The following is an 18,700-nucleotide window of genomic DNA, read 5'->3' as shown; positions in this document are numbered from 1 at the left end:
TACGCATTGTGGAGAAATGGTGCCCGGAGACGGGGTCGAACCGCCGACACTGCGATTTTCAGTCGCATGCTCTACCAACTGAGCTATCCGGGCACGTCCGGTCTGGGACCGGAGAAGCGTCCGACCTTGCGATCGGAAGGGCGCGTTTAGTCGGGGTCTTCGGCGGTGTCCAGCCCCGTTTGCGATATCGGCCGGCCGGGAATGCGATAGCCTTCGCCGAGCCACTGCAACAGGTCGCGGTCGCGGTGGCGACTCGAGCAGAACGGCTTGTACTCGGCGACCGCAGGCTGGTCGCAGATCGGGCATTTGACGGTTGTCATCGGGCGCTCTCCAGTTCGTGGACGACGCCGGTACGGCGCGCGAGTTCCGCGAGCCAGTCCGGGCGGGCCACGAGACGGGCATGGATGGCTGCAGGCAGGGTGTGACGGCGCGAGGCGGTCGGCGGCGTGCGTTCGAGCGTGCGGAGCGCAGCGCGGGCTGCGGCGCCGACCGGATCGGCACGGAGAATCTCGGGGATCGACGCGCGCGGGCGGGGGCGGACGATCTGGAGGAAGCCGAAACCGTTCATCGCGGTGCGCTCGAACGGCTGCGGCAGCGAGTCGTCGATCGCCATGGCCACCGCGTTGCGCTGGACCTTGCCCTGCAACGTCGGGAAATCGATGCCGATCGAGCCACCGATGCCGTGGCGACGAATCGCGCGCGCCACGGCATGCGCGGCGGCGATCGCGAGCGTGTCCAGTGGCGGCGCGCCATCGACATCGAACAGCGTCATCGCCGGCGTCGGCGAGAGCCGCAGCGCCCCGAGCGGGAACACGATCTCGCCGCTGGTCGCTTCGTCGAGGAGTTCGGACCAGCCCGCCGCCTCCAACGCGTCGGGTTCGTGCGCACGGGGGCTGCGGACGGGCAGGCCGGTCGCCATGAGGCGCTCGTACAGTGTCGGGGCAGGGCAGGGCGGCTGGTCGCTGGGGACGGCCTTGGCAAGCTTGGCACGGCCCGCTTCGGGGAGCGCCTCGCGGACGATCTCGACGGTAAGGCTGGCGCCCTGCGTGATGCCGGGGGGGAGGTGGTTGATCAGCGCCTCGCCGCCGTCGAGCGTGACGCGACCGCGGCGGCCCGGCAGCAGTTCGACGAGACGCGCGCGGGCGACGAGGCCGACCTTAAGTGCCTCAGTGTCGAGTTCGATCGCGGCTTCGACGATCTGATCATGGTCCACCAGCGCGGCGCGCGCCTCGCCGATGCCGGCTTCGTAGAGCCACTCAGGCAAGCGCGACGCCAGCGGTCTTCAACAGCGCCCGGGTTTCGAACAACGGCAAGCCGACGACGCCCGAATGGCTGCCCGACAGGAAGCGGACGAACGCCTCCGCGCGGCCCTGGATCGCGTACCCGCCCGCCTTGCCGAGCCCTTCGCCGCACGCGAGATAGTCGTCGATCTCGGCGGGGGAGAGCGGCTTGAACGCGACGATCGTGTCGGCGATGCGCGTGCGGACCTTGCCCGCCGCATCGATCACACAGACCGCGGACAGGCAGTGATGGCGCCGGCCCGAGAGCTTGCCGAGCAGATCGCGCTGGATCTCGAGCGTGTCGGCAGGCGGCAGGATGCGGCTGCCAAGCGCGATCGTCGTATCGCCGGCGAGGACGATCTCGCCCTCGGCACGCTCTACCGCACTGGCTTTTTCGATCGCCAGGCGCAGCGCGTAGGCGCGGGGCGGTTCGGCCTTGCGCGGGCACTCGTCGATGTCGGGAGATACTACGCGCGACGGCACGACGCCGAGCCGCGCGAGCAGATCGCGGCGACGGGGCGATGAGGAGGCTAGGACCAGCACAGGTGCCTCGTCTTGAAAAGCGATGGGCGCCTAAACACCCACGGGCTTATTTGAAGCGGTAGGTGATGCGACCCTTGGTCAGATCGTACGGCGTGAGTTCGCACAGCACCTCGTCGCCGACCAGCACGCGGATGCGGTTCTTGCGCATCTTGCCGGCGGTGTGACCGAGAATCTCGTGGTCGTTTTCGAGCTGAACCCGGAACATCGCGTTGGGGAGGAGTTCCACCACGCGGCCGCGCATCTCGAGCAGTTCTTCCTTGGCCAAATATAATCTCTGAATTGGGGGAATTTCGGGACGAGCGCCCTTACCGCAGGTTCGCGAAAAAGGAAAGCACGGCCGACAGCGGACACAGGCGTCATGCCCGCACCCGCTGGTCGAGACGTGGATATCGGCGTTCGGCATGATGGAGACAAGGGCGCGCTATGCTGCGCTCCGTCATCCTGACGAACGTCAGGACCCAGAGCCACGACACGCCGTCCCTTGTCGTCCTGGGTCCTGACCTTCGTCAGGATGACGGGCGTTGGTTCGACCACGGCATTCACGCGCGGTCACAACAGGCTCGGTTGAAGTGCGGTGGCCTCACGCGCGGCGCGTCGGAATGCAGCCCGGTCGACGTTGGGGATGCGCGGCCGCTTGCCCTGGAACAGGTCGGCCAGTGTCAGGATCTGGAGCTTCGGAAATGTCTCGTCGACGCCGGCGCGGTAGATGCCGACTGCGGCGGCGCGGCGTTCCATCTCGCGCGTCGGCTTGGCGTTCATGATGAGGATGCCGATCGGCGCTTTCTCGCGCGCGATCGTCGCCGCCAGCGTCTCGACCATCGCGGTATCGGGATTGAGACCACCCTTCACCGACACGATCGCGCGGTGCGTGATCATCTTGCCTGACGTCGCGTCGTGATCGTTGAAGTAGATCAGCCCGTCGATCCCGCCATCCGCGCCTTTCTTCCTGCCCCCGAACGGCAACGCGTCGACCATCGAGACCGCCCACCACTGGAACTGGTATTTGTCGCGCAACGCGAGATCGCAGGCCGAGGCGAGATCCTTCGGCGTCCCCTCGACGGTGAAGGTGACGGTGGGGAACGCGTCCTTCATCCGCTTCTCGATCAGCGAGATCGCGAGATGCGTGACGTCGATCCCGATCCATTGCCGCTTGAGCTTTTCCGCCGCGTGGACCGCGGTGCCGCAGCCGCAGAACGGGTCGAGCACGACGTCGCCCTCGTTCGACGACGCGGCGATGATCCGCTCCAGCAGCGCCGACGGCTTCTGCGTGGGATAGCCCAGCCGCTCCTTCGACGACGCGTTGATGATCGGAATGTCCCACCAGTCGCCGAGCCGCACGCCGTCTGAGAGATAGATGCGATAAGGTTCGGCATCCTTGCGCTTCTGCCAGCGGAACCAGCGGCCAGCGTCGTCCTGGCGATAGTGCGAATCCTGCTTCCCCGAGGCGTCGCCATACGGGATGCGGATGTCGTTGAACCGGCGCTGGTCGGTCTTGCCGTAGAAAAGTAGCGTGTCGTGAAGCCGCTGGAAGCGGTTGCTCGTCGCGGTGTAGCGGCGATAGCACCAGATGATCTCGTTCGCGATCTGGCGCTTGCCGAAGATCGCATCGAGGAGGAGCTTGAGGTAGTGGCTCGCAGTCGGGTCACAGTGAAGATACAGGCTGCCGGTCGGTTTCAGGACGCGGTGCAGTTCGAGCAGGCGGATCGCCATCATCGCCAGATACGCCATCATGTCGTTGTCGCCGAGAAACCCGCGCATCGCGTTGAGCAGGTCGAACGCCTTGGTGCTGCCGCTCCGCGCGACCTGATCGAAGGCGTCCTCGGCGCTCTCGTTCCAGTGCCAGGTATCCTCGAACGCCTCGATCTGCGCGTTGGAGGACTTGCCGTCGGGCTCCCTGAACAGGATGCCGTAATTCGCGTTCGAGTTGAACGGCGGGTCGAGATAGATCAGGTCGACGCTCTCGTCGGCGATTTCCTTGCGGAGAACGGCAAGATTGTCGCCGTAGAAGAGGTGATTCTCGGGACGGTTTCGCATCGCCGAAGGATGCGGTCACAATCGCGTCTCCGTCCAAGCGAGATGCATCCACAGTCGGTGGACATGGTCCGATGCGGAGGGGCTCGCGAACCGCCATCATCCTGACGAAGATCAGAATGACGGCGGTCGCCGAACGCTTACCCCACCCCGCCGCCGGCCAGTGCCGCGAGGAGCAGCAGCGCGACGATGTTGGTGATCTTGATCATCGGGTTCACCGCGGGGCCGGCGGTGTCCTTGTAGGGATCGCCGACGGTGTCGCCGGTGATCGCGGCCTTGTGCGCCTCGGAACCCTTGCCGCCGTGATGGCCATCCTCGATGTATTTCTTGGCGTTGTCCCATGCGCCGCCACCGCTGGTCATCGAGATCGCGACGAACAGGCCGGAGACGATCACGCCCAGCAGCATCGCGCCGAGCGAGGCGAAGCCGGCGGCCTGGCCGGCGACCGCGGTGATGATGAAATACACCGCGAGGGGGCTCAGGACGGGGAGAAGCGAGGGCACGATCATCTCGCGGATCGCCGCCTTGGTGACGAGGTCGACCGTCCGCGCGTAGTCGGGACGGCTGGTGCCGAGCATGATGCCGGGGTTGTTGCGGAACTGCTCGCGGACTTCCTCGACGACGGCGCCGGCTGCGCGACCGACGGCGGTCATGCCGAACGCGCCGAACAGATACGGGAGCAGCGCGCCGAGCAGCAGGCCGACGATGACGTACGGGTTGGACAGGCTGAAATCGACCGTGACGTCGGGGAAGTAGGTCGCGAGATCGGTGGTGTACGCACCGAACAATACGAGCGCGGCAAGCCCGGCCGAGCCGATCGCATAGCCCTTGGTCACCGCCTTGGTAGTGTTGCCGACCGCATCGAGCGCATCGGTGCGCTGCCGGACGTCGTCGGGTAGCCCCGCCATCTCGGCGATCCCACCCGCATTGTCGGTGACGGGGCCATACGCGTCGAGCGCGACGACCATGCCAGCCTGTGCAAGCATCGCGGTGGCGGCAAACGCGATGCCGATGATCCCTGCAAGCTGGTACGCGACGATCACCGCGACGACGATGACGAGCGTCGGCAGCGCGGTGGACTCGAGGCTGATCGCCAGGCCCTGGATGACGTTGGTGCCGTGGCCGGTCTCCGATGCCTTGGCGATCGACTGGACCGGACGGTGGTTGGTGCCGGTATAATATTCGGTGATCCAGACGATCAGCCCGGTGACGACGAGCCCGATCATCATCGACCAGAACAGGTCCATGCCGGTGAAGCTCTGCGTCAGCGACGGGGCGGCTTGCGTGGTGAGATCGTCGGTCGCGGGATCGAGGAACCCCGCGCCGCCGATCACGCGGTGGAGGTCGCCGAGCACGTACTGAGTGGCAAGGTAGATCGCCGGGATCGACAGGATCGTCGAGGTGAAGAAGCCCTTGTAGAGCGCGCCCATGATGCTGCCGCCACCGAGCCGGACCATGTAGGTGCCGATGATCGAGGTGACGATGCACACCCCGCCGACGAGCAGCGGGAGGGTCATCAGTTGCATCAGCTCGGCGCCGCTCGCCTGGATGAGCAGCGCGATCGAGATCATCGTCACGCCCAAGGTGACGACGTAGGTCTCGAACAGATCGGCGGCCATGCCCGCGCAGTCGCCGACGTTGTCGCCGACGTTATCGGCGATGACCGCGGGGTTGCGGGGATCGTCCTCGGGAATGCCGGCCTCGACCTTGCCGACCAGATCCGCGCCGACGTCTGCCGCCTTGGTGAAGATTCCGCCGCCGAGCCGTGCGAAGATCGAGATCAGCGATGCGCCGAAGGCGAGTGCGGTCAGCGCCTCGACGATGATCCGGTCGTTCGGCGCATGGCCGGCGGGTCCGGTGAGGTACCAGAAGAACGCGCTGATCGCGAGCAGGCCGAGACCCGCCACGAGCATGCCGGTGACCGCCCCGGAGCGGAACGCCAGCGTCAGGCCAGCCTGCAGCGACGTCCGCGCGGCCTCCGCGGTGCGGACGTTGGCGCGAACCGAGATGTTCATGCCGACGTAACCAGCAACGCCCGACAGCACCGCGCCGATGACGAAGCCGACCGTCGAGATCATACCGAGCGTGAACAGCAGGATCGCCGCGACGATGACGCCGACGATCGCGATCGTGGTGTATTGCCGCCCGAGATAGGCCTTCGCGCCCTCCTGGATGGCGGCGGCGATGTCCTGCATCTTCTCGTTGCCGGGGGAGGCGGCGAGCACCTGTCGACTGGTGACGAAACCATATAGGACGGCGATGACGCCGCAGATCATGGCCAAATAGACGGTCGTCATACGGCGCTATCCCTCTTGTCAGGTCCTCTCCGGTCCCGGCTTTGCCGAGTCCCGATGTCAGGAGCCTATCAGTGCGGGTGCATTGCGCAAGTTATCCGATCGGGTTGTGTTCGTAGCCTAGACTTGGCGGGAGCGGGACGAGTTTGCCGGAGTCGTGCAGGGTAAGCCCCGAGCCGGCCGAGAACGCGCCGATTCGCGCGGCGTCGGTAACGAAACCTTGCGGTGCAGCAAAAAGCAGTTGGTAGTCGTCGCCCGCGGTGGCTGCTGCGAGCCGGTCGCCGGAGAACGCGCGATAGGCGTCGGAAAGCGGGATGCGCGCGAGGTCGACGCTGACGGCGAGGCTACTGGCTGACGCCATGCGGGATGCGTCTATGAGGAGGCCGTCGGACACGTCCATCATCGCGTGGACATGCGGGGCAAGTATGCGACCGTCGGCGAGCCGTGGCTGCGGGCGCCGGTATGCGGCGAGGAGTTGGGCTGGGCCTTGCGCGCCGAGTGCGATCGCGAGACCCGCGCCCGCGTCGCCGATCGTGCCCGTTACGTAGAGCGCATCGCCGTCGCGTGCGCCGCTTCGGGCGGGCGCCGCGGCGTTGCTGCCGAACGCGGTGATAGTCAGGACACGAGGAGCATTCGGTGGAAGCGTCACGGTGTCGCCGCCGATGATGCGCGTATCGAAGGCCGTCAGAACTTCCGCGAGCCCTTCGAGAAACGCGTGATCCCAAGCATCGTCGCCAAGCGGGTAGTTGAGGAGGATGCCTTCGGGCCTAGCGCCCTTGGCAGCCAGATCGGAAAGGTTGGTCGCGACCAGCTTCCACGCGACGTCCTGCGCGGGGTCGGTCGGGAGGAAGTGGATGCCTTCGACCAGCGTGTCGGTGGTGACGACAAGCGGGCCCACGTCGAGCAGCGCGGTATCGTCGTCGAGGCCACGCGCCGCCGGATGGAGCGGAAGCCGACGCAGTGCAGCAATAAACTCGGCTTCGTTCATTCTCCGCTCCCTCTCCCCTCCGGGGAGAGGGCTGGGGTGAGGGGCCGTTCCAGGCGCCACACTGCTTGGCAGCCCCTCACCCCGACCCTCTCCCCGGAGGGGAGAGGGAGTTTACGCCCGCACTTCCTTGGCGATACCGTCAAGCAACCCGTTCACGAAGCCGGACTCGCGCTTGTCGTAGAACGCATGGGCCACGTCGACATATTCGCTGATCACCGCGGCCACCGGCACGTCCTTGCGCGCGAGCAGCTCATACGTGCCGACGCGGATGATCGCCTTCATCGGCTTGTCGAGCCGGGCGAGCGTCCAGCCCTTGGCCAGCTTGCCCTCGATCAGCACGTCGATCTCGCCGGCGCGCGCGTTGGCGCCGGTCACCAGATCGTCGAAGAAGTCGACATCGGCCTCGGCATATTCGACGTCTTCGATCGTTGCGCCGAGCCGGTGCTGGTGGAATTCGTTGAGCAGGACGGGCATCGCGGTGCCCTCCATCTCGTGCTGGTAGGTCGCCTGGACGGCGGCGAGGCGAGCGGCGGCACGCGCCTTGGTGCGGGGGGCGGTTCGAGTCATAAGCGGTTGCCTGTAGGCGCGGGGGGCGTGTGTGTCAGCCCTTTGCGTTTCGGGCGGGCTGGCGAACAAGAGTTTGTTCACGCGAAGGCGCAAAGGCGCGAAGATGATGCGCTTTCCGCGTAGCGGCCGTTTTACAACGTCGATACGATTGCGCAGTGGCTGCGCCGCATGACGACATCTTCGCGCCTTTGCGCCTTCGCGTGAACAACTCTAACTGTTCAGCCGCAGCCTCAACGCCACCGATTTTGCGTGCGCAGGTAGACCCTCGGCGTTTGCCAAGGCGACCGTGGCTGGCCCGAGTTCGCGCAAGGACGCCTCGTCCAGCGCCAGGAAGCTGGTGCGCTTCATGAAGTCGAGCACTGACAACCCGCTGGCGAAGCGCGCACGGCGGCCGGTGGGGAGGACGTGGTTCGGACCGGCGACGTAATCGCCGATCGCCTCGGGGGTGTAGCGGCCGAGAAAGACCGAGCCGGCGTGGCGGATGCGGTCGAAGAATCCTTGCGGGTCGGGGATCGCCAGTTGGAGATGCTCGGCGGCGAGCCGGTCGACCAGCGGGATCGCATCGGCGAGCGTGTCGACGACGACGATCGCGCCGTTGGTCTCCCATGCGACACGCGCGACGGCTTCAGTGGCGAGGTCGCGAAGCTGGCGGTCCACGGCGTCCGCGACCTTGTCGGCGAAGGCTGCGTCGTCGGTGAACAGGATCGACTGCGTAGTCACGTCATGCTCGGCCTGGCTGAGCAGGTCGGCGGCGGTCCATTCGGGGTCGTTGAGCGCGTCCGCGACGACGACGATTTCCGAGGGACCCGCGACCATGTCGATGCCGACGACGCCGTAGACCTGGCGCTTGGCTTCGGCGACCCAGGCATTGCCGGGGCCGGTGATGACGTCGACCGGTTCGATCCGGCCTGCGCCGTACGCGAGCGCCGCGACAGCCTGCGCGCCACCGACTCGCCAGACTTCATCGACGCCCGCGAGATGTGCGGCGGCGAGGACCAGCGGGTTGATCTGACCGTCCGGGGTCGGCGTAACCATTGCGAGACGGCCGACGCCCGCAACCTTGGCGGGGATCGCGTTCATCAGCAGCGACGAAGGGTAGGCGGCGCGTCCACCGGGGACGTAGATGCCCGCGGCATCGACGGGCAACCAGCGTGCGCCGAGCCTCACGCCCGCTGAATCGACCGAGTCGCTGTCGAGTGGGCGCTGTTTCTCGTGATACGCGCGGATCCGAGTGGCGGCGAGTTCGAGCGCGGTGCGCAGGTCCGGGTCGAGCGCGTCGAAGGCGGCCTTGCAGTCGGCGGCATCGATCTGCCAGCCGGTAGCTTCCAGATCGTGGCGGTCGTGCTTCTGCGTGAGGTCGCGGATCGCGGTCTCCCCATCACGACGGACGGCAGCGATGATCGCGGCGACGTCCTGCGTGACGCCCGCGTCGGATTCACGGCGGTCTTCGACGAGCGCGGTAAAGCGGGTCGCGAAGTCCGCGTCGGATGTGGAAAGGCGAATCACATTCCCCACCCGCTTGCGGGAGGGGTTAGGGGAGGGGCTGTGGTAGCCCCAGACGTTACGCTGGAGGACGGCATGCCCTCCCCCGACCCCTCCCGCGAGCGGGAGGGGAGCAGAAGGTTGGCGCTCATGCTGCGATCTCCTGCGCTTCGACAGCGCGACGGAACGCCTCGACCAGCGGCACGACCCGGCTGCGCGTCTTCATCGCGGCGCGGTTGACCACGAGGCGGCTGGTGACTTCCATGATCGTCTCGACCTCGACCAGTCCGTTCTCCAGCAACGTCCGCCCCGACGAAACGAGATCGACGATGCGCGGTGCGAGGCCGAGCGTCGGTGCTAACTCCATCGCGCCGTTGAGCTTCACGCACTCCGCCTGCACGCCCCGGCTCGCGAAATGCGCCGCCGTCACATGCGGGTATTTCGTCGCGACCCGAACATGGCTCCACCCGCGCGGATCATCCTGCGCCGCCATCTCGGCAGGCTCGGCGACCGACAGGCGGCAATGGCCGATGCCGAGGTCGACCGGCGCGTAGAGTTCCGAATAGCCGAACTCCGCGATGACGTCCGACCCGACGATGCCGAGTTGCGCAGCCCCGTGCGCAACGAAAGTGGCGACGTCGAACGCGCGCACCCGGATCAGCGAGATCGCCGGATCGTTGGTCGCAAAGCGCAACGCGCGCGAATTTTCATCCGAGAACGATGCTTCCGGATGCACCCCGGCACGCGCGAGCAGCGGCAGGGCCTCGGCGAGGATACGTCCCTTGGGGACGGCGATGATGATCTGGGAGTCAGGCACGCGCCGGGCTTTACGGGGGGGGCTTGGCGGGTGCAACAACCTGCGCATGGCAAATGAGACAGCGAACCGCGCGGCGTTCGACATCCAGGCGGGCTATTGCACCGCGATGGACGCGCCCATCACGGCTCGTGTCTGCACCACGCTGGCGGAGGCGCTCGATCGTGACAGCGAGACGGGGCGGCGGGTGCTCGACTGGCCGGGCGAGCCGGTCGCGGATGCGCTGGCGTTGCGGCTGGTTGGCGGGCTGCATGCGCTCCACCGCGCGGGTGTCGATCCGGCGCTTTCTGCCATATTCTACGGTGCGGAGATTGACCCGGCGCGCGTGTCGGCGACGTTGAAGGCCGCGCTCGTCGCACACGATGCGGCGTTGCAGCTATGGCTCGACGGACCGCCGCAAACCAACGAAGCGGCGCGGTCGGCGGGGATGATGACCGGCATATCGCATCTGGCCGAGCGGTACGGGCCGCGGTTCGAGGCGCTGGAGATCGGATCGAGTGCCGGGCTGAACCTGCTGATCGATCGCTATCGGTTCGATCTTGGCGGCGTGACCGTCGGGCCGGATTCATCGCCAGTGACGATCCGGCCCGAATGGCGGGGTGCGCCGCCCCCGAGCGCGCCGGTCGCGATCGCGTCGACACGCGGCGTCGATATCCACCCGATGGACGTCGCCGATCCGGTCGCGGCGGCGCGGCTCGAGGCGTATGTCTGGGTCGATGCGGTCGAGCGACAGGCGCGGCTCGCCACGGCGATCGCCATCGTGCGCGCGGGTGGCGTCGATCTGGCCGAAGGCGATGCGGCGGACTGGGTCGAGGCGCAATTGGCCGAGCCGCAGCCAGAGGGCGTCACGCGCGTGCTGATGCATTCGGTGGTGTGGCAGTATCTGCCGCCGGCCTCCCGCGAGCGGATCCGGGTCGCGATGGACGCGGCAGGCGCGCGGGCGACGGTCGAGAGGCCGCTCGGCTGGGTGATGATGGAGCCCAACCGCGACCTTCACCGCCACGAAGTTCGTGTCCGCGGTTGGCCGGGCGATCGGGCGATGGAACTGGTCGCGCTGACGCACGCGCATGGTGCGTGGGTCGAGGGATTGTCGCCGCCGTACGAGACGCGCGATTATGTCATGCGGCGCGGAGCGTACGAGAAGGACTGAGGCGCCAGATACGAGTGCGGCCCGGGATCGCTCCCGGACCGCACGAACTTGGTAGAAGGTCTTAGTAGAAGAAGCCGTTGTTGACCTGCACGACGCGGCCGGAGCGCGTGTCGACCAGGACGACGTCGCGACCGTAGCGGACCCAGCGCTGATAGCCGTAGGCCGGGCGCGACAGGCGGTACGTCTGATAGTCGTTGATCCAATAGTTGCGGCCGTAATAGGCGGGCGCGAAGCGGTAGCCGACGGTCACCGGGCGATAGCGATAGCCGCGCGGGCCGGCGTAGGCGGGGCGGCGATAGACGTCGCCGTGCGTGCGGCGATAGTCGCGCCAGTCCTCGCGTGCCTCGCGGCGGTCTTCGCGCAGTTCCTGGCGGGCTTCGCGGACGTCGTGGCGGTCGCCATAGCGGCGCGCGCGCTGAAGGTCGCGCTGGCTCTCGCGGATCTCGCGCTGATCGCGGCGGACTTCGCCGTAGCTCTGTGCGGTGGCGACAGTGGGGACGAGGGTGGCGGCGGCGACCGCCGCGAGGATCATCTTACGCATGAATGCTCTCCTGTGTTCGACGCCGAATCAACGGCATGGACGCGGTTTTGCTCCCGCGCCGCTGAACGATCACAGAATGCGGTGGTCAGGATTCAGACAGGTGGCGTGCGTCGGCGCGAGTATGGATCGGCCGGTAATGTCTTCGATCCTCCCCCGCCAGGGGGAGGTGGCTGGCGCTCGCCAGACGGAGGGGGCGGTAAGCGACGACGCCTGTTCCGTATCCTCCCCCTCCGTCGCCTTCTGCGCCACCTCCCCCTGGCGGGGGAGGATCGAGAGTGTTCTCAGATTTCCCAGCGACGCATCGCGGCGATCACCGCGTCTGGCTTTTGCCATGGCACGAAATGGCCTGCGTCGATCTTCTCGATCGTGAGATCGGGGACATACGCGGCGAGATCGAGCTGGCTCGGTAGCAGCGCGCTGTCCTGCATGCCCCAGATCACCAGCACCGGCATCTTCGTGGGCGGGAACGGTGCGTCGAGGAAGGCGGGGCGGGGCGGGGTTTCGTCCATTGCGGGGACGACGATCGCGCTCGCGCGGTACCAGTTGAGCATGCCGGTGATCGCGCCGGGCTGGCCCCATTCGTCGAGATAGGCCGCCTTGTCCTCGGCCATCGCGGCAAGATCGGCGTGTTTCGAGAAACTGGTGTCGAAGAAGGTTTCGAGCCCGATCGACTCGATATGCTTCTCGAGATCGGGGTTGCGGAAGGCGCGAATATACTGGCTGGCGGCGCGCTGTTCGAGGTCGTCGAGCATGGTGCGCTGGAAGACGAGCGGGTGGGGGGCATTGATGATGACGAGCTTCGCGATGCGCTCGGGGTGGCGCAGCGCCGCCATCCAGGCGACCGCGCCGCCCCAGTCGTGGCCGACCAGCGTGAAGCGGTCGATGTCGAGGTGATCGGCGAGCGCGATCAGGTCGGCGACGATCTTGTCGGGGGTATAGCTGTCGACGCCCTCCGGCTTGGACGAGCGTGCGAAGCCGCGCTGGTCGGGGGCGATCACGTAATGGTCGCTGGCGAGGTCCGGGGCTATGGCGCGCCAGGTGCGGTGCGATTCGGGGAAGCCGTGGAGGAGGATGACGGGTGGGTTCGCCGGGTCTCCGGTGATCGCGACGTCGAGTTCGACGCCCGTGGATAGCGCGATGCGTTGCAGTGTCATGATTCCCCTCCCGCTTGCGGGAGGGGTCAGGGGAGGGCCTGCCCGTCGCGCTGCCCTTGGATCATGCCCTCCCCCGACCCCTCCCGCAAGCGGGAGGGGAGCAGAAGGTGTATCTCCCCTCCCGTTTACGGGAGGGGCTGGGGTGGGCTCGCGGCTAGTCACAAGCGGATCGCTCGTTGATGGCGCGTGCCCACCCCTACCCCCTCCCGTAAACGGGAGGGGAGGAGTCAGGGATAGCTTACCGTTTTCGGGATCGCGGGGATTTCGATCCATTCCTTTTCGTCGCCGGGCACTTTCGGGAAGTTGCCCGCATTCCAGTCGCGCTTCGCTTGTTCGATACGGTCGCGGTTCGAGCTGACGAAGTTCCACCAGACGTGGCGCGGGGTCGTGAACGCATCGCCGCCGCAGAGCATTGCTCGGCCGCCGTGTGCGGACCGCAGCGTCGCCGAGATGCCGGGGCGGAGGACGTAGAGGACTTGCGGTTCGAGGGGCACGCCTTCCAGCGTCGCCTCGCCCATTGCGAGGTAGATCGCGCGCTCCTCGGCCGCCGCGTCGATCGGCACGCTCGCGCCCGGATCGAGCGCGATGTCGGCGTAGATCGTTCCCGAATAGGTCGTGGTCGGCGCGGTCTGGCCCCAGAGGCTCCCCATGATGATCCGCGAGCGCGCGCCATGCGCCTCGATCGTCGGCAGCTGCGCCTTGGTGACGTGCTCGAACGCCGGATCGATCTCCTCGACCGCCTCGGGCATCGCCAGCCAGGTCTGAATGCCCGACAGGTTCGGCCCTTCCGCACGCTCGTCGCCGGGCGAGCGTTCGGAATGGACGATGCCGTGGCCCGCGGTCATCAGGTTGACCGCGCCGGGCTCGATCCGCGCCTGCGTGCCGAGCGAGTCGCGGTGATCGATCGCGCCGTCGAACAAATAGGTGACGGTCGACAGGTTGATATGCGGATGCGGGCGCACGTCGATGCCTTGGCCCAGGTCGAGATGCGCGGGGCCCATCTGGTCGAAGAACAGGAACGGGCCGACCATCGTCCGCTCCTTGTTCGGCAGCGTGCGGTGGACCTTGAACCCGCCGAGATCGTGCGTCGACGGCAGGATGGTCTGGAGGACGAAATCATCGAGCATGGCGTTATCCCTTGGCAGGTTCCGTGGCGTCGAGCAGTTCGACCAGGTCGGCTGGATAGAGCGTTTCGTCATGCGCGACGATGTCGTTTCGGGAAAACCACCGGTGACCGACGAGCAGTTGCTTCTCCTGTTCGGTGAGATTGCCCGCCTTTACCTCGCAGGTGTCGACGTCGATCCGGAAATAGCGTTCGTCGGCGGTGACCTCTGTGCCTTCGAAGGTGCGGAAGTCGACGACGCGGCGCGCGACTTCGGGGCCACAGTCGATGTCGAGGCCGACTTCCTCCCAGAGTTCGCGGCGGGCGGCGGCGGCGTAGGTCTCGCCGGGATCGACTGCGCCGCCGGGGGTGCACCAGAGCGGCGGGCGGTCGGTGGGGGTGAAGCGGAACATCAACACGCGGTCTTGGCCGTCGACGAGCAGGATGCGCGCGGCCGGGCGTGGGGTGCGATGGCTCATCGATCCTCCCCCGCCAGGGGGAGGTGGCAGGCATAGCCTGACGGAGGGGGAGGACACGGAGCAGCGGTCATCGCTTACCGCCACCTCCGTCTCGCTGCGCGATCCACCTCCCCCTGGCGGGGGAGGATCGGAGAACCATCATGCCGCGTCGAGCTCCGCATACGCGCGGAAGATGCCGTCGGTGTTGAAGGCGAGGCGACGGTCGCTCTTCAGATAGGCCTTGATGCCGGGCAGTTCCGCGACCTGGTCGTGGATGCGGATCAGGTTCGGATAGTCGGGTTCGAGCGTCTTCATCCGCTTCGGGAACATGTACCGCAGCCCCTCGATCACCTGGAACAGCGACGTATCGGCGTAGCTCCATTTGTGATCGATCAGCCAGTCGCCGGTATTGGCCTGCGCGGCATTCTCGAAATGACCGAGATACTTCGGCATCCGCGCCTCGCGGAACTGTTTCGCCGCACGCGCCGCCTCGGGCTTCTGGTCGTCGTAATAGTCCATCATCGCGACCGGATGATGGACGTTGTGGACCTCCGCGACGAGGTCGGCGATCGTCAGTTGGAGCTGGTTGAGCCACAGCCGGTCCGCCATGTTCGACGGCGCGAGGCCGTGACGCTCGCCGAGATACATCAGGATGTTGGCAACCTGCGCGATCACCAGACCGTCGAGCTCCAGATAGGGCGGCGCGAACGGCGTCCGTCCGGTACGATCGTTGAGATCGGCCAGCAAACCCTCTTCGCCTACGCTACGCGCGCAATCCTCATACGCGATCTCGGCGCCTTCGAGCGCGAGCCGGACGAACTCGCCGCGGCCTTGGATGGAAGGCCAGTACCAGAGCTTGTACGGCATCAGTTTTCCCCTGGTGCGCGGGCCTTGATGGCGAGCGCGTGAATCTTCGTGTTCAACAGGTCTGCGAGCGCCTGGTTCACGAGCCGCTGGCGCGCGACGCGGGTAAGGCCTTCGAAACGCGGCGTTTCCACCGCGACCCGGAAATGCGTCTCGCCGGTGCCATCGTCGCCCATGTGGCCGGCATGGAGCCCGCTCTCGTTGACGACGGTCAGCTGTGTGGGCGTGAGCGCCGCGGTGAGGCGGGCGGTGATCTGGTCCTGCATGGAGCCGGTGGCGAGGTCTGTCATGCTCCCTATATAGCCCGTTTCGGAAAGCGCGGGGAGCCGGTGAGCGAAGACGGTCAGAACAATCGCAAGGAGCGACCCAGCCCGCGGTTTCACGGCCGCGTGGAAGGGAGCGGGCGCGTCTGCATGTGGCGCGACTGCGAGGAACCCGGCGAATTCCGCGCGCCACCGCTCGAAGGACCGAGCGACGGCGGCCCGCCGCAGTTCCGCTGGTTCTGCCTGGAGCATGTCCGTGCGTTCAACTCCGGCTATAATTTCTTCGACGGGATGACGGCGGACGAGATCCACTATGCGCAGCGGCCGATGGCGGGCTGGGAACGCGAAACGCGCGCGTTCGCGCATGGCGGCGGCGACACCCCGCCGAAATGGGCGGACTTCGCCGATCCGATCGATGCGATCGGTGCGCGCTTCGGCGAGCGGATGGCCGCAGCGCGGAAGGACGGCCGCGTGCTGTCGGATGGCGAACGGCGGTCGTTGCGCGTGCTCGGGCTCGGCACGGACACCGACCGGACGGCCTTGCGCAAACGCTACAGCGAACTCGTCAGGCGCTATCACCCCGATCGCAATGGCGGTGACCGCGCGCACGAGTCGGAGTTGCAGAAAGTGATCGCGGCGTATCAGCACCTGAAGGGGGCCGCGGCGTTCGCGTGATACGCCGACGCCGCATTTGCGATCTACACGAGCCCCCCCGCCGGGAAATGACGTTGCTACATCCCTATAATCGCCGGACGACCTCTTCGAGTTGATCGGCTGCCGCGTTCCAGCCCGTTTCGAACCCCATCGCTGCGTGGCTGTCGCGCGCCTCGGCGGTCCAGTGGCGGGCGGTGGCGGTGTAGCGGGTCTTGCCGTGTTCCTCGAAGAATTCGTCGAGCCGCGTCATGAACGGGGTTTGCGGCACCCAGCCCGCTGTGAACGCATCGGTGGAGACGATGCGGCAGTACGGCGTCACCTCGAGATAGACGCCTTCGAGCGCGTTTTCCTCGGCGTCCGGGCCGCGGAGGATCAGCGCGCAGCGGCCGCCAGCGCGGAGGTCGAGTTCGACGATCTCGGTCGTCCAGGGGCGCGGGCAGAACCAGTCAGCGAGATGCTCGGTCCAGCCACGCCACACCGTCTCGACGGGGGCGTCGATCAGGCGGGTGATCGACAGGTCGTACGCGTCGGTCATCCAGTCTCTCCCTGTGCCGCCACCCATGCGGCGAACGCCGGCGGCGGTGCGCCGGTGAACCCGGCGAGCTGGTCGGCGAGCGCCCGCGCGAAGGCCGGACGCGCTTCGCCTCGCGCGACATACTCGGTCAATGTCGGATGCGCGTCGAGCAACGGCGTGCCGCCGACGATGCGCAACACCGCCACCATCATCAGGTCGCCGGCACTGAACCGGTCGCCGTCGAGCCATTGCCGCCGGCCAAGCCGTCCGGCGAGTTCGCGCAGCCGTTCGTCGATGCGGCGGTCGATCGCGGGCAGTCGCGGCAGCGACCAGGGTTCGTCGCGCTCGAACAGCGTGGCGTTTGCCCGGTCCATGATCGGCGGCTCGAGCGTGTTGAGCGCGGCGAACATCCATTCGATCGCGCGGGCACGAGCGTCGTCGTCGGCCGGCAGCAACGCGTCGCCCTGCGTCTGGGCGATATGCAGGACGATCGCGCCGGACTCGAACAGCATCAGGTCGCCCGCCTCGTACGTCGGCACCTGCCCGAAGGGTTGCCGATCGCGGTGCGGCGGCTGTTTCTGCTCGCCCTGCTGGAGATACAGGACGTCATAGGGCTGGCCGACCTCCTCGAGCGCCCAGCGGAGGCGCAGGTCCCGCACCTGGCCTCTGGCGAAATCGGGAACCCAGTCATAGGCGGTGATGATCGGTCGCATCGTTTCCCTTTCCGGATGTCACCAGGTCTGGCGCGGTCGCCGCGGCTGGATCAGTTTGGCTGGATCACGCCGGCTGGGTTTCGCCCATCGACTGCGCCGCCGCCGCCATGTCCATCGAGAACGGTCCCCAGCCATGCCCGTCGAGATCCTCGAAGGCGCGGCTGTACATGAAGCCCATGTCCTCGGGATCGTGCAACTCACGCCCGCCCGCCGCAAGAGCGGCTTCCGTTATCGCATCGACGTCGGCGGGGGTGCCGAACGACAACGCCAGCAGCACGCCGCTGGTCGTCTTCGCATCGATGATCTGCTTGGGCGTGAAGGTCGCGTAAAAAGCGCGGTCGAGCAGCATCACGGTGATCGTGTCCGACCATGCCATCGCCGATCCCCGATCGTTCGAGAACATCGCGTTCCGCTCGAACCCGATCGCCGCGTAGAACGCCGTCGCGGCCACGACGTCGGCGACGGGCAGGTTCACGAAGATGGCTTTGCTCATGGCGGCTCTCCTGATTCGACTCGGTTTCATACCGGTGTTTGCATTGCATGCCCGCAAAGGTTACTTAAAACAACTATGAAGTTAGAAAATGTAACCGAAGCCCCGCCGAAGCGGTGGTATGACGATGCGTGCGGCACCGCGATGGCGCTCGAACTGGTGGGCGAGCGCTGGTCGTTGCTGGTCGTGCGCGAACTGATGTTCGGTCCGCGGCGGTTTGGCGAACTCAAGGCCAACCTTGGCGGGATCAGTGCGAACGTCCTGACGCAGCGGCTGGAGGGGCTCGCGCGCGCCGGTATCCTGATCCGGCGCGTGTTGCCGTCACCCGCCAGCGTACAGGTCTACGAGCTGACGCCGTGGGGATATGAGAGCGAGACCGCGATCCGCGAACTTGGTCGATGGGCGGCGCGGTCGCCGGCGCATGATCCGACCCTGCCGCTCAGCGCGGCCTCGCTGATGCTGTCGTTCCGGACGATGTTCTCGCGGCAGCGTGCCGATGGCTGGGCCGCGGTCGTCGGGTTTCGGCTAGGCGGTGAGGGGTTCGTCGGCCGGATCGATGGCGAGTGGATCCACGTCGTGCGCGCGGACCCCTCGGTCGCGGACGTCACGTTCGACAGCGATCCGATGACGATCGCATCGCTCGTCTACGGCGCCAGGCCCCTTCCCGAGGCGGAAGCCGCGGGCACATTGCAGATCACCGGGAACCGTGCGCTTGCCGAGCGGTTCGTCACACTCTTCCCGCTTCCGGACAAGGTCGCGGTTGAGTAACGCCCCTTGCTTGCCCTAGAGCGGTGGGGA

At 66.9% G+C, this 18,700-nt stretch carries 22 protein-coding genes and 1 tRNA gene; 3 read left to right on the top strand and 20 right to left on the bottom strand.

The features are described from left to right. Window positions 1-17: 17 nt before the first annotated feature. From O6Y00_RS18075 to hisG, 11 genes are all read right to left on the bottom strand, one after another. Window positions 18-93 (bottom strand) — tRNA-Phe (locus tag O6Y00_RS18075). A 53-nt stretch (window positions 94-146) separates the two neighbouring features. Next, the gene (locus tag O6Y00_RS18070; RefSeq protein ID WP_353443955.1) at window positions 147-320 is read right to left on the bottom strand and encodes a DNA gyrase inhibitor YacG; all 174 of its coding nucleotides are present in this window, start codon (window positions 318-320) and stop codon (window positions 147-149) included. Beyond that, window positions 317-1,264, bottom strand: a complete 948-nt coding sequence (locus tag O6Y00_RS18065; protein WP_353443954.1) for a ribonuclease — start codon at window positions 1,262-1,264, stop codon at window positions 317-319. The genes O6Y00_RS18070 and O6Y00_RS18065 overlap by 4 nt, the downstream gene beginning before the upstream one ends. After that, window positions 1,257-1,823 (bottom strand): Maf family protein, encoded by a 567-nt coding sequence (locus O6Y00_RS18060; RefSeq protein WP_353443953.1) that lies wholly within the window; start codon window positions 1,821-1,823, stop codon window positions 1,257-1,259. Before O6Y00_RS18060 ends, O6Y00_RS18065 begins: the two co-directional genes overlap by 8 nt. Before the next feature lie 46 nt (window positions 1,824-1,869). Continuing rightward, window positions 1,870-2,088, bottom strand: coding sequence for a translation initiation factor IF-1 (gene infA, locus O6Y00_RS18055; protein WP_031441079.1), 219 nt, complete (start codon window positions 2,086-2,088; stop codon window positions 1,870-1,872). Between the two features lie 284 nt (window positions 2,089-2,372). After that, window positions 2,373-3,857, bottom strand: coding sequence for a DNA methyltransferase (locus O6Y00_RS18050; RefSeq protein WP_353443952.1), 1,485 nt, complete (start codon window positions 3,855-3,857; stop codon window positions 2,373-2,375). A 137-nt stretch (window positions 3,858-3,994) separates the two neighbouring features. Continuing rightward, the gene (locus O6Y00_RS18045; RefSeq protein WP_353443951.1) at window positions 3,995-6,151 is read right to left on the bottom strand and encodes a sodium-translocating pyrophosphatase; all 2,157 of its coding nucleotides are present in this window, start codon (window positions 6,149-6,151) and stop codon (window positions 3,995-3,997) included. Between the two features lie 91 nt (window positions 6,152-6,242). Then, window positions 6,243-7,136: a thiamine-phosphate kinase gene (gene thiL / locus O6Y00_RS18040; RefSeq protein ID WP_353443950.1), complete on the bottom strand. Its 894-nt coding sequence runs from the start codon at window positions 7,134-7,136 to the stop codon at window positions 6,243-6,245. A gap of 111 nt (window positions 7,137-7,247) precedes the next feature. Continuing rightward, window positions 7,248-7,703, bottom strand: coding sequence for a transcription antitermination factor NusB (nusB, locus tag O6Y00_RS18035; RefSeq protein ID WP_056488135.1), 456 nt, complete (start codon window positions 7,701-7,703; stop codon window positions 7,248-7,250). Between the two features lie 210 nt (window positions 7,704-7,913). Continuing rightward, window positions 7,914-9,209 (bottom strand): histidinol dehydrogenase, encoded by a 1,296-nt coding sequence (hisD, locus tag O6Y00_RS18030; RefSeq protein ID WP_353443949.1) that lies wholly within the window; start codon window positions 9,207-9,209, stop codon window positions 7,914-7,916. A 124-nt stretch (window positions 9,210-9,333) separates the two neighbouring features. Further along, complete coding sequence (gene hisG, locus O6Y00_RS18025; RefSeq protein ID WP_243693365.1) at window positions 9,334-10,002, bottom strand: ATP phosphoribosyltransferase; 669 nt, start codon at window positions 10,000-10,002, stop codon at window positions 9,334-9,336. Window positions 10,003-10,048: 46 nt separating this feature from the next. Between hisG and O6Y00_RS18020 the strand changes: the two genes are divergently transcribed. Next, window positions 10,049-11,149, top strand: coding sequence for a DUF2332 domain-containing protein (locus tag O6Y00_RS18020; protein ID WP_353443948.1), 1,101 nt, complete (start codon window positions 10,049-10,051; stop codon window positions 11,147-11,149). A 61-nt stretch (window positions 11,150-11,210) separates the two neighbouring features. Here O6Y00_RS18020 and O6Y00_RS18015 read toward each other — a convergent pair whose 3' ends face one another. From O6Y00_RS18015 to O6Y00_RS17990, 6 genes are all read right to left on the bottom strand, one after another. Beyond that, complete coding sequence (locus O6Y00_RS18015; RefSeq protein ID WP_353443947.1) at window positions 11,211-11,690, bottom strand: RcnB family protein; 480 nt, start codon at window positions 11,688-11,690, stop codon at window positions 11,211-11,213. Between the two features lie 281 nt (window positions 11,691-11,971). Then, window positions 11,972-12,844, bottom strand: coding sequence for an alpha/beta fold hydrolase (locus O6Y00_RS18010; protein ID WP_353443946.1), 873 nt, complete (start codon window positions 12,842-12,844; stop codon window positions 11,972-11,974). Window positions 12,845-13,071: 227 nt separating this feature from the next. Further along, window positions 13,072-13,971: a pirin family protein gene (locus tag O6Y00_RS18005; protein WP_353443945.1), complete on the bottom strand. Its 900-nt coding sequence runs from the start codon at window positions 13,969-13,971 to the stop codon at window positions 13,072-13,074. Window positions 13,972-13,975: 4 nt separating this feature from the next. Beyond that, complete coding sequence (locus tag O6Y00_RS18000; RefSeq protein ID WP_353443944.1) at window positions 13,976-14,425, bottom strand: NUDIX hydrolase; 450 nt, start codon at window positions 14,423-14,425, stop codon at window positions 13,976-13,978. Window positions 14,426-14,563: 138 nt separating this feature from the next. Further along, a complete protein-coding gene (locus O6Y00_RS17995) occupies window positions 14,564-15,271 on the bottom strand; it encodes a glutathione S-transferase (protein ID WP_353443943.1) in 708 nt (235 codons plus the stop codon). Then, entirely contained in the window at window positions 15,271-15,558 is a 288-nt protein-coding gene (locus O6Y00_RS17990) for a BolA family protein (RefSeq protein WP_353443942.1), read from the bottom strand. The genes O6Y00_RS17995 and O6Y00_RS17990 overlap by 1 nt, the downstream gene beginning before the upstream one ends. 123 nt (window positions 15,559-15,681) lie before the next feature. Here O6Y00_RS17990 and O6Y00_RS17985 point away from each other — a divergent pair, with 123 nt between their 5' ends. After that, a complete protein-coding gene (locus O6Y00_RS17985) occupies window positions 15,682-16,206 on the top strand; it encodes a J domain-containing protein (RefSeq protein ID WP_353443983.1) in 525 nt (174 codons plus the stop codon). 64 nt (window positions 16,207-16,270) lie between these two features. Here the strand turns inward: O6Y00_RS17985 and O6Y00_RS17980 are convergent, their stop codons facing one another. The 3 genes from O6Y00_RS17980 to O6Y00_RS17970 all read right to left on the bottom strand — a co-directional run bounded on the left by O6Y00_RS17980 (window position 16,271) and on the right by O6Y00_RS17970 (window position 17,905). Beyond that, window positions 16,271-16,720, bottom strand: coding sequence for an SRPBCC family protein (locus O6Y00_RS17980; protein WP_353443941.1), 450 nt, complete (start codon window positions 16,718-16,720; stop codon window positions 16,271-16,273). Continuing rightward, complete coding sequence (locus tag O6Y00_RS17975) at window positions 16,717-17,412, bottom strand: glutathione S-transferase family protein (protein WP_353443939.1); 696 nt, start codon at window positions 17,410-17,412, stop codon at window positions 16,717-16,719. Before O6Y00_RS17975 ends, O6Y00_RS17980 begins: the two co-directional genes overlap by 4 nt. 64 nt (window positions 17,413-17,476) lie before the next feature. Beyond that, window positions 17,477-17,905: a VOC family protein gene (locus tag O6Y00_RS17970; protein ID WP_353443938.1), complete on the bottom strand. Its 429-nt coding sequence runs from the start codon at window positions 17,903-17,905 to the stop codon at window positions 17,477-17,479. A gap of 75 nt (window positions 17,906-17,980) precedes the next feature. Between O6Y00_RS17970 and O6Y00_RS17965 the strand changes: the two genes are divergently transcribed. After that, entirely contained in the window at window positions 17,981-18,670 is a 690-nt protein-coding gene (locus O6Y00_RS17965) for a winged helix-turn-helix transcriptional regulator (RefSeq protein ID WP_353443937.1), read from the top strand. The last annotated feature ends 30 nt before the right edge of the window (window positions 18,671-18,700 follow it).

It is taken from the genome of Sphingomonas faeni, from assembly GCF_040407565.1.
Lineage (GTDB): Bacteria > Pseudomonadota > Alphaproteobacteria > Sphingomonadales > Sphingomonadaceae > Sphingomonas > Sphingomonas faeni_F.
Note: the sequence above shows the minus strand (reverse complement) of the source record. Positions and strands in the feature narration are given on the sequence as shown.

What these genes read in the sequence shown, in the direction of transcription:
- O6Y00_RS17995 (WP_353443943.1), bottom strand. Translation starts at nt 15,271, where the DNA reads ATGCCGTACAAGCTCTGGTACTGGCCTTCCATCCAAGGCCGCGGCGAG.
- O6Y00_RS18050 (WP_353443952.1), bottom strand. Translation starts at nt 3,857, where the DNA reads ATGCGAAACCGTCCCGAGAATCACCTCTTCTACGGCGACAATCTTGCC.
- O6Y00_RS18000 (WP_353443944.1), bottom strand. Translation starts at nt 14,425, where the DNA reads ATGAGCCATCGCACCCCACGCCCGGCCGCGCGCATCCTGCTCGTCGAC.
- O6Y00_RS18015 (WP_353443947.1), bottom strand. Translation starts at nt 11,690, where the DNA reads ATGCGTAAGATGATCCTCGCGGCGGTCGCCGCCGCCACCCTCGTCCCC.
- O6Y00_RS17970 (WP_353443938.1), bottom strand. Translation starts at nt 17,905, where the DNA reads ATGAGCAAAGCCATCTTCGTGAACCTGCCCGTCGCCGACGTCGTGGCC.
- O6Y00_RS17990 (WP_353443942.1), bottom strand. Translation starts at nt 15,558, where the DNA reads ATGACAGACCTCGCCACCGGCTCCATGCAGGACCAGATCACCGCCCGC.
- O6Y00_RS17975 (WP_353443939.1), bottom strand. Translation starts at nt 17,412, where the DNA reads ATGCGACCGATCATCACCGCCTATGACTGGGTTCCCGATTTCGCCAGA.
- thiL (WP_353443950.1), bottom strand. Translation starts at nt 7,136, where the DNA reads ATGAACGAAGCCGAGTTTATTGCTGCACTGCGTCGGCTTCCGCTCCAT.
- O6Y00_RS18070 (WP_353443955.1), bottom strand. Translation starts at nt 320, where the DNA reads ATGACAACCGTCAAATGCCCGATCTGCGACCAGCCTGCGGTCGCCGAG.
- O6Y00_RS18005 (WP_353443945.1), bottom strand. Translation starts at nt 13,971, where the DNA reads ATGCTCGATGATTTCGTCCTCCAGACCATCCTGCCGTCGACGCACGAT.
- nusB (WP_056488135.1), bottom strand. Translation starts at nt 7,703, where the DNA reads ATGACTCGAACCGCCCCCCGCACCAAGGCGCGTGCCGCCGCTCGCCTC.
- O6Y00_RS17980 (WP_353443941.1), bottom strand. Translation starts at nt 16,720, where the DNA reads ATGACCGACGCGTACGACCTGTCGATCACCCGCCTGATCGACGCCCCC.
- O6Y00_RS18010 (WP_353443946.1), bottom strand. Translation starts at nt 12,844, where the DNA reads ATGACACTGCAACGCATCGCGCTATCCACGGGCGTCGAACTCGACGTC.
- O6Y00_RS18020 (WP_353443948.1), top strand. Translation starts at nt 10,049, where the DNA reads ATGGCAAATGAGACAGCGAACCGCGCGGCGTTCGACATCCAGGCGGGC.
- O6Y00_RS17985 (WP_353443983.1), top strand. Translation starts at nt 15,682, where the DNA reads ATGTGGCGCGACTGCGAGGAACCCGGCGAATTCCGCGCGCCACCGCTC.
- O6Y00_RS18045 (WP_353443951.1), bottom strand. Translation starts at nt 6,151, where the DNA reads ATGACGACCGTCTATTTGGCCATGATCTGCGGCGTCATCGCCGTCCTA.
- O6Y00_RS17965 (WP_353443937.1), top strand. Translation starts at nt 17,981, where the DNA reads ATGAAGTTAGAAAATGTAACCGAAGCCCCGCCGAAGCGGTGGTATGAC.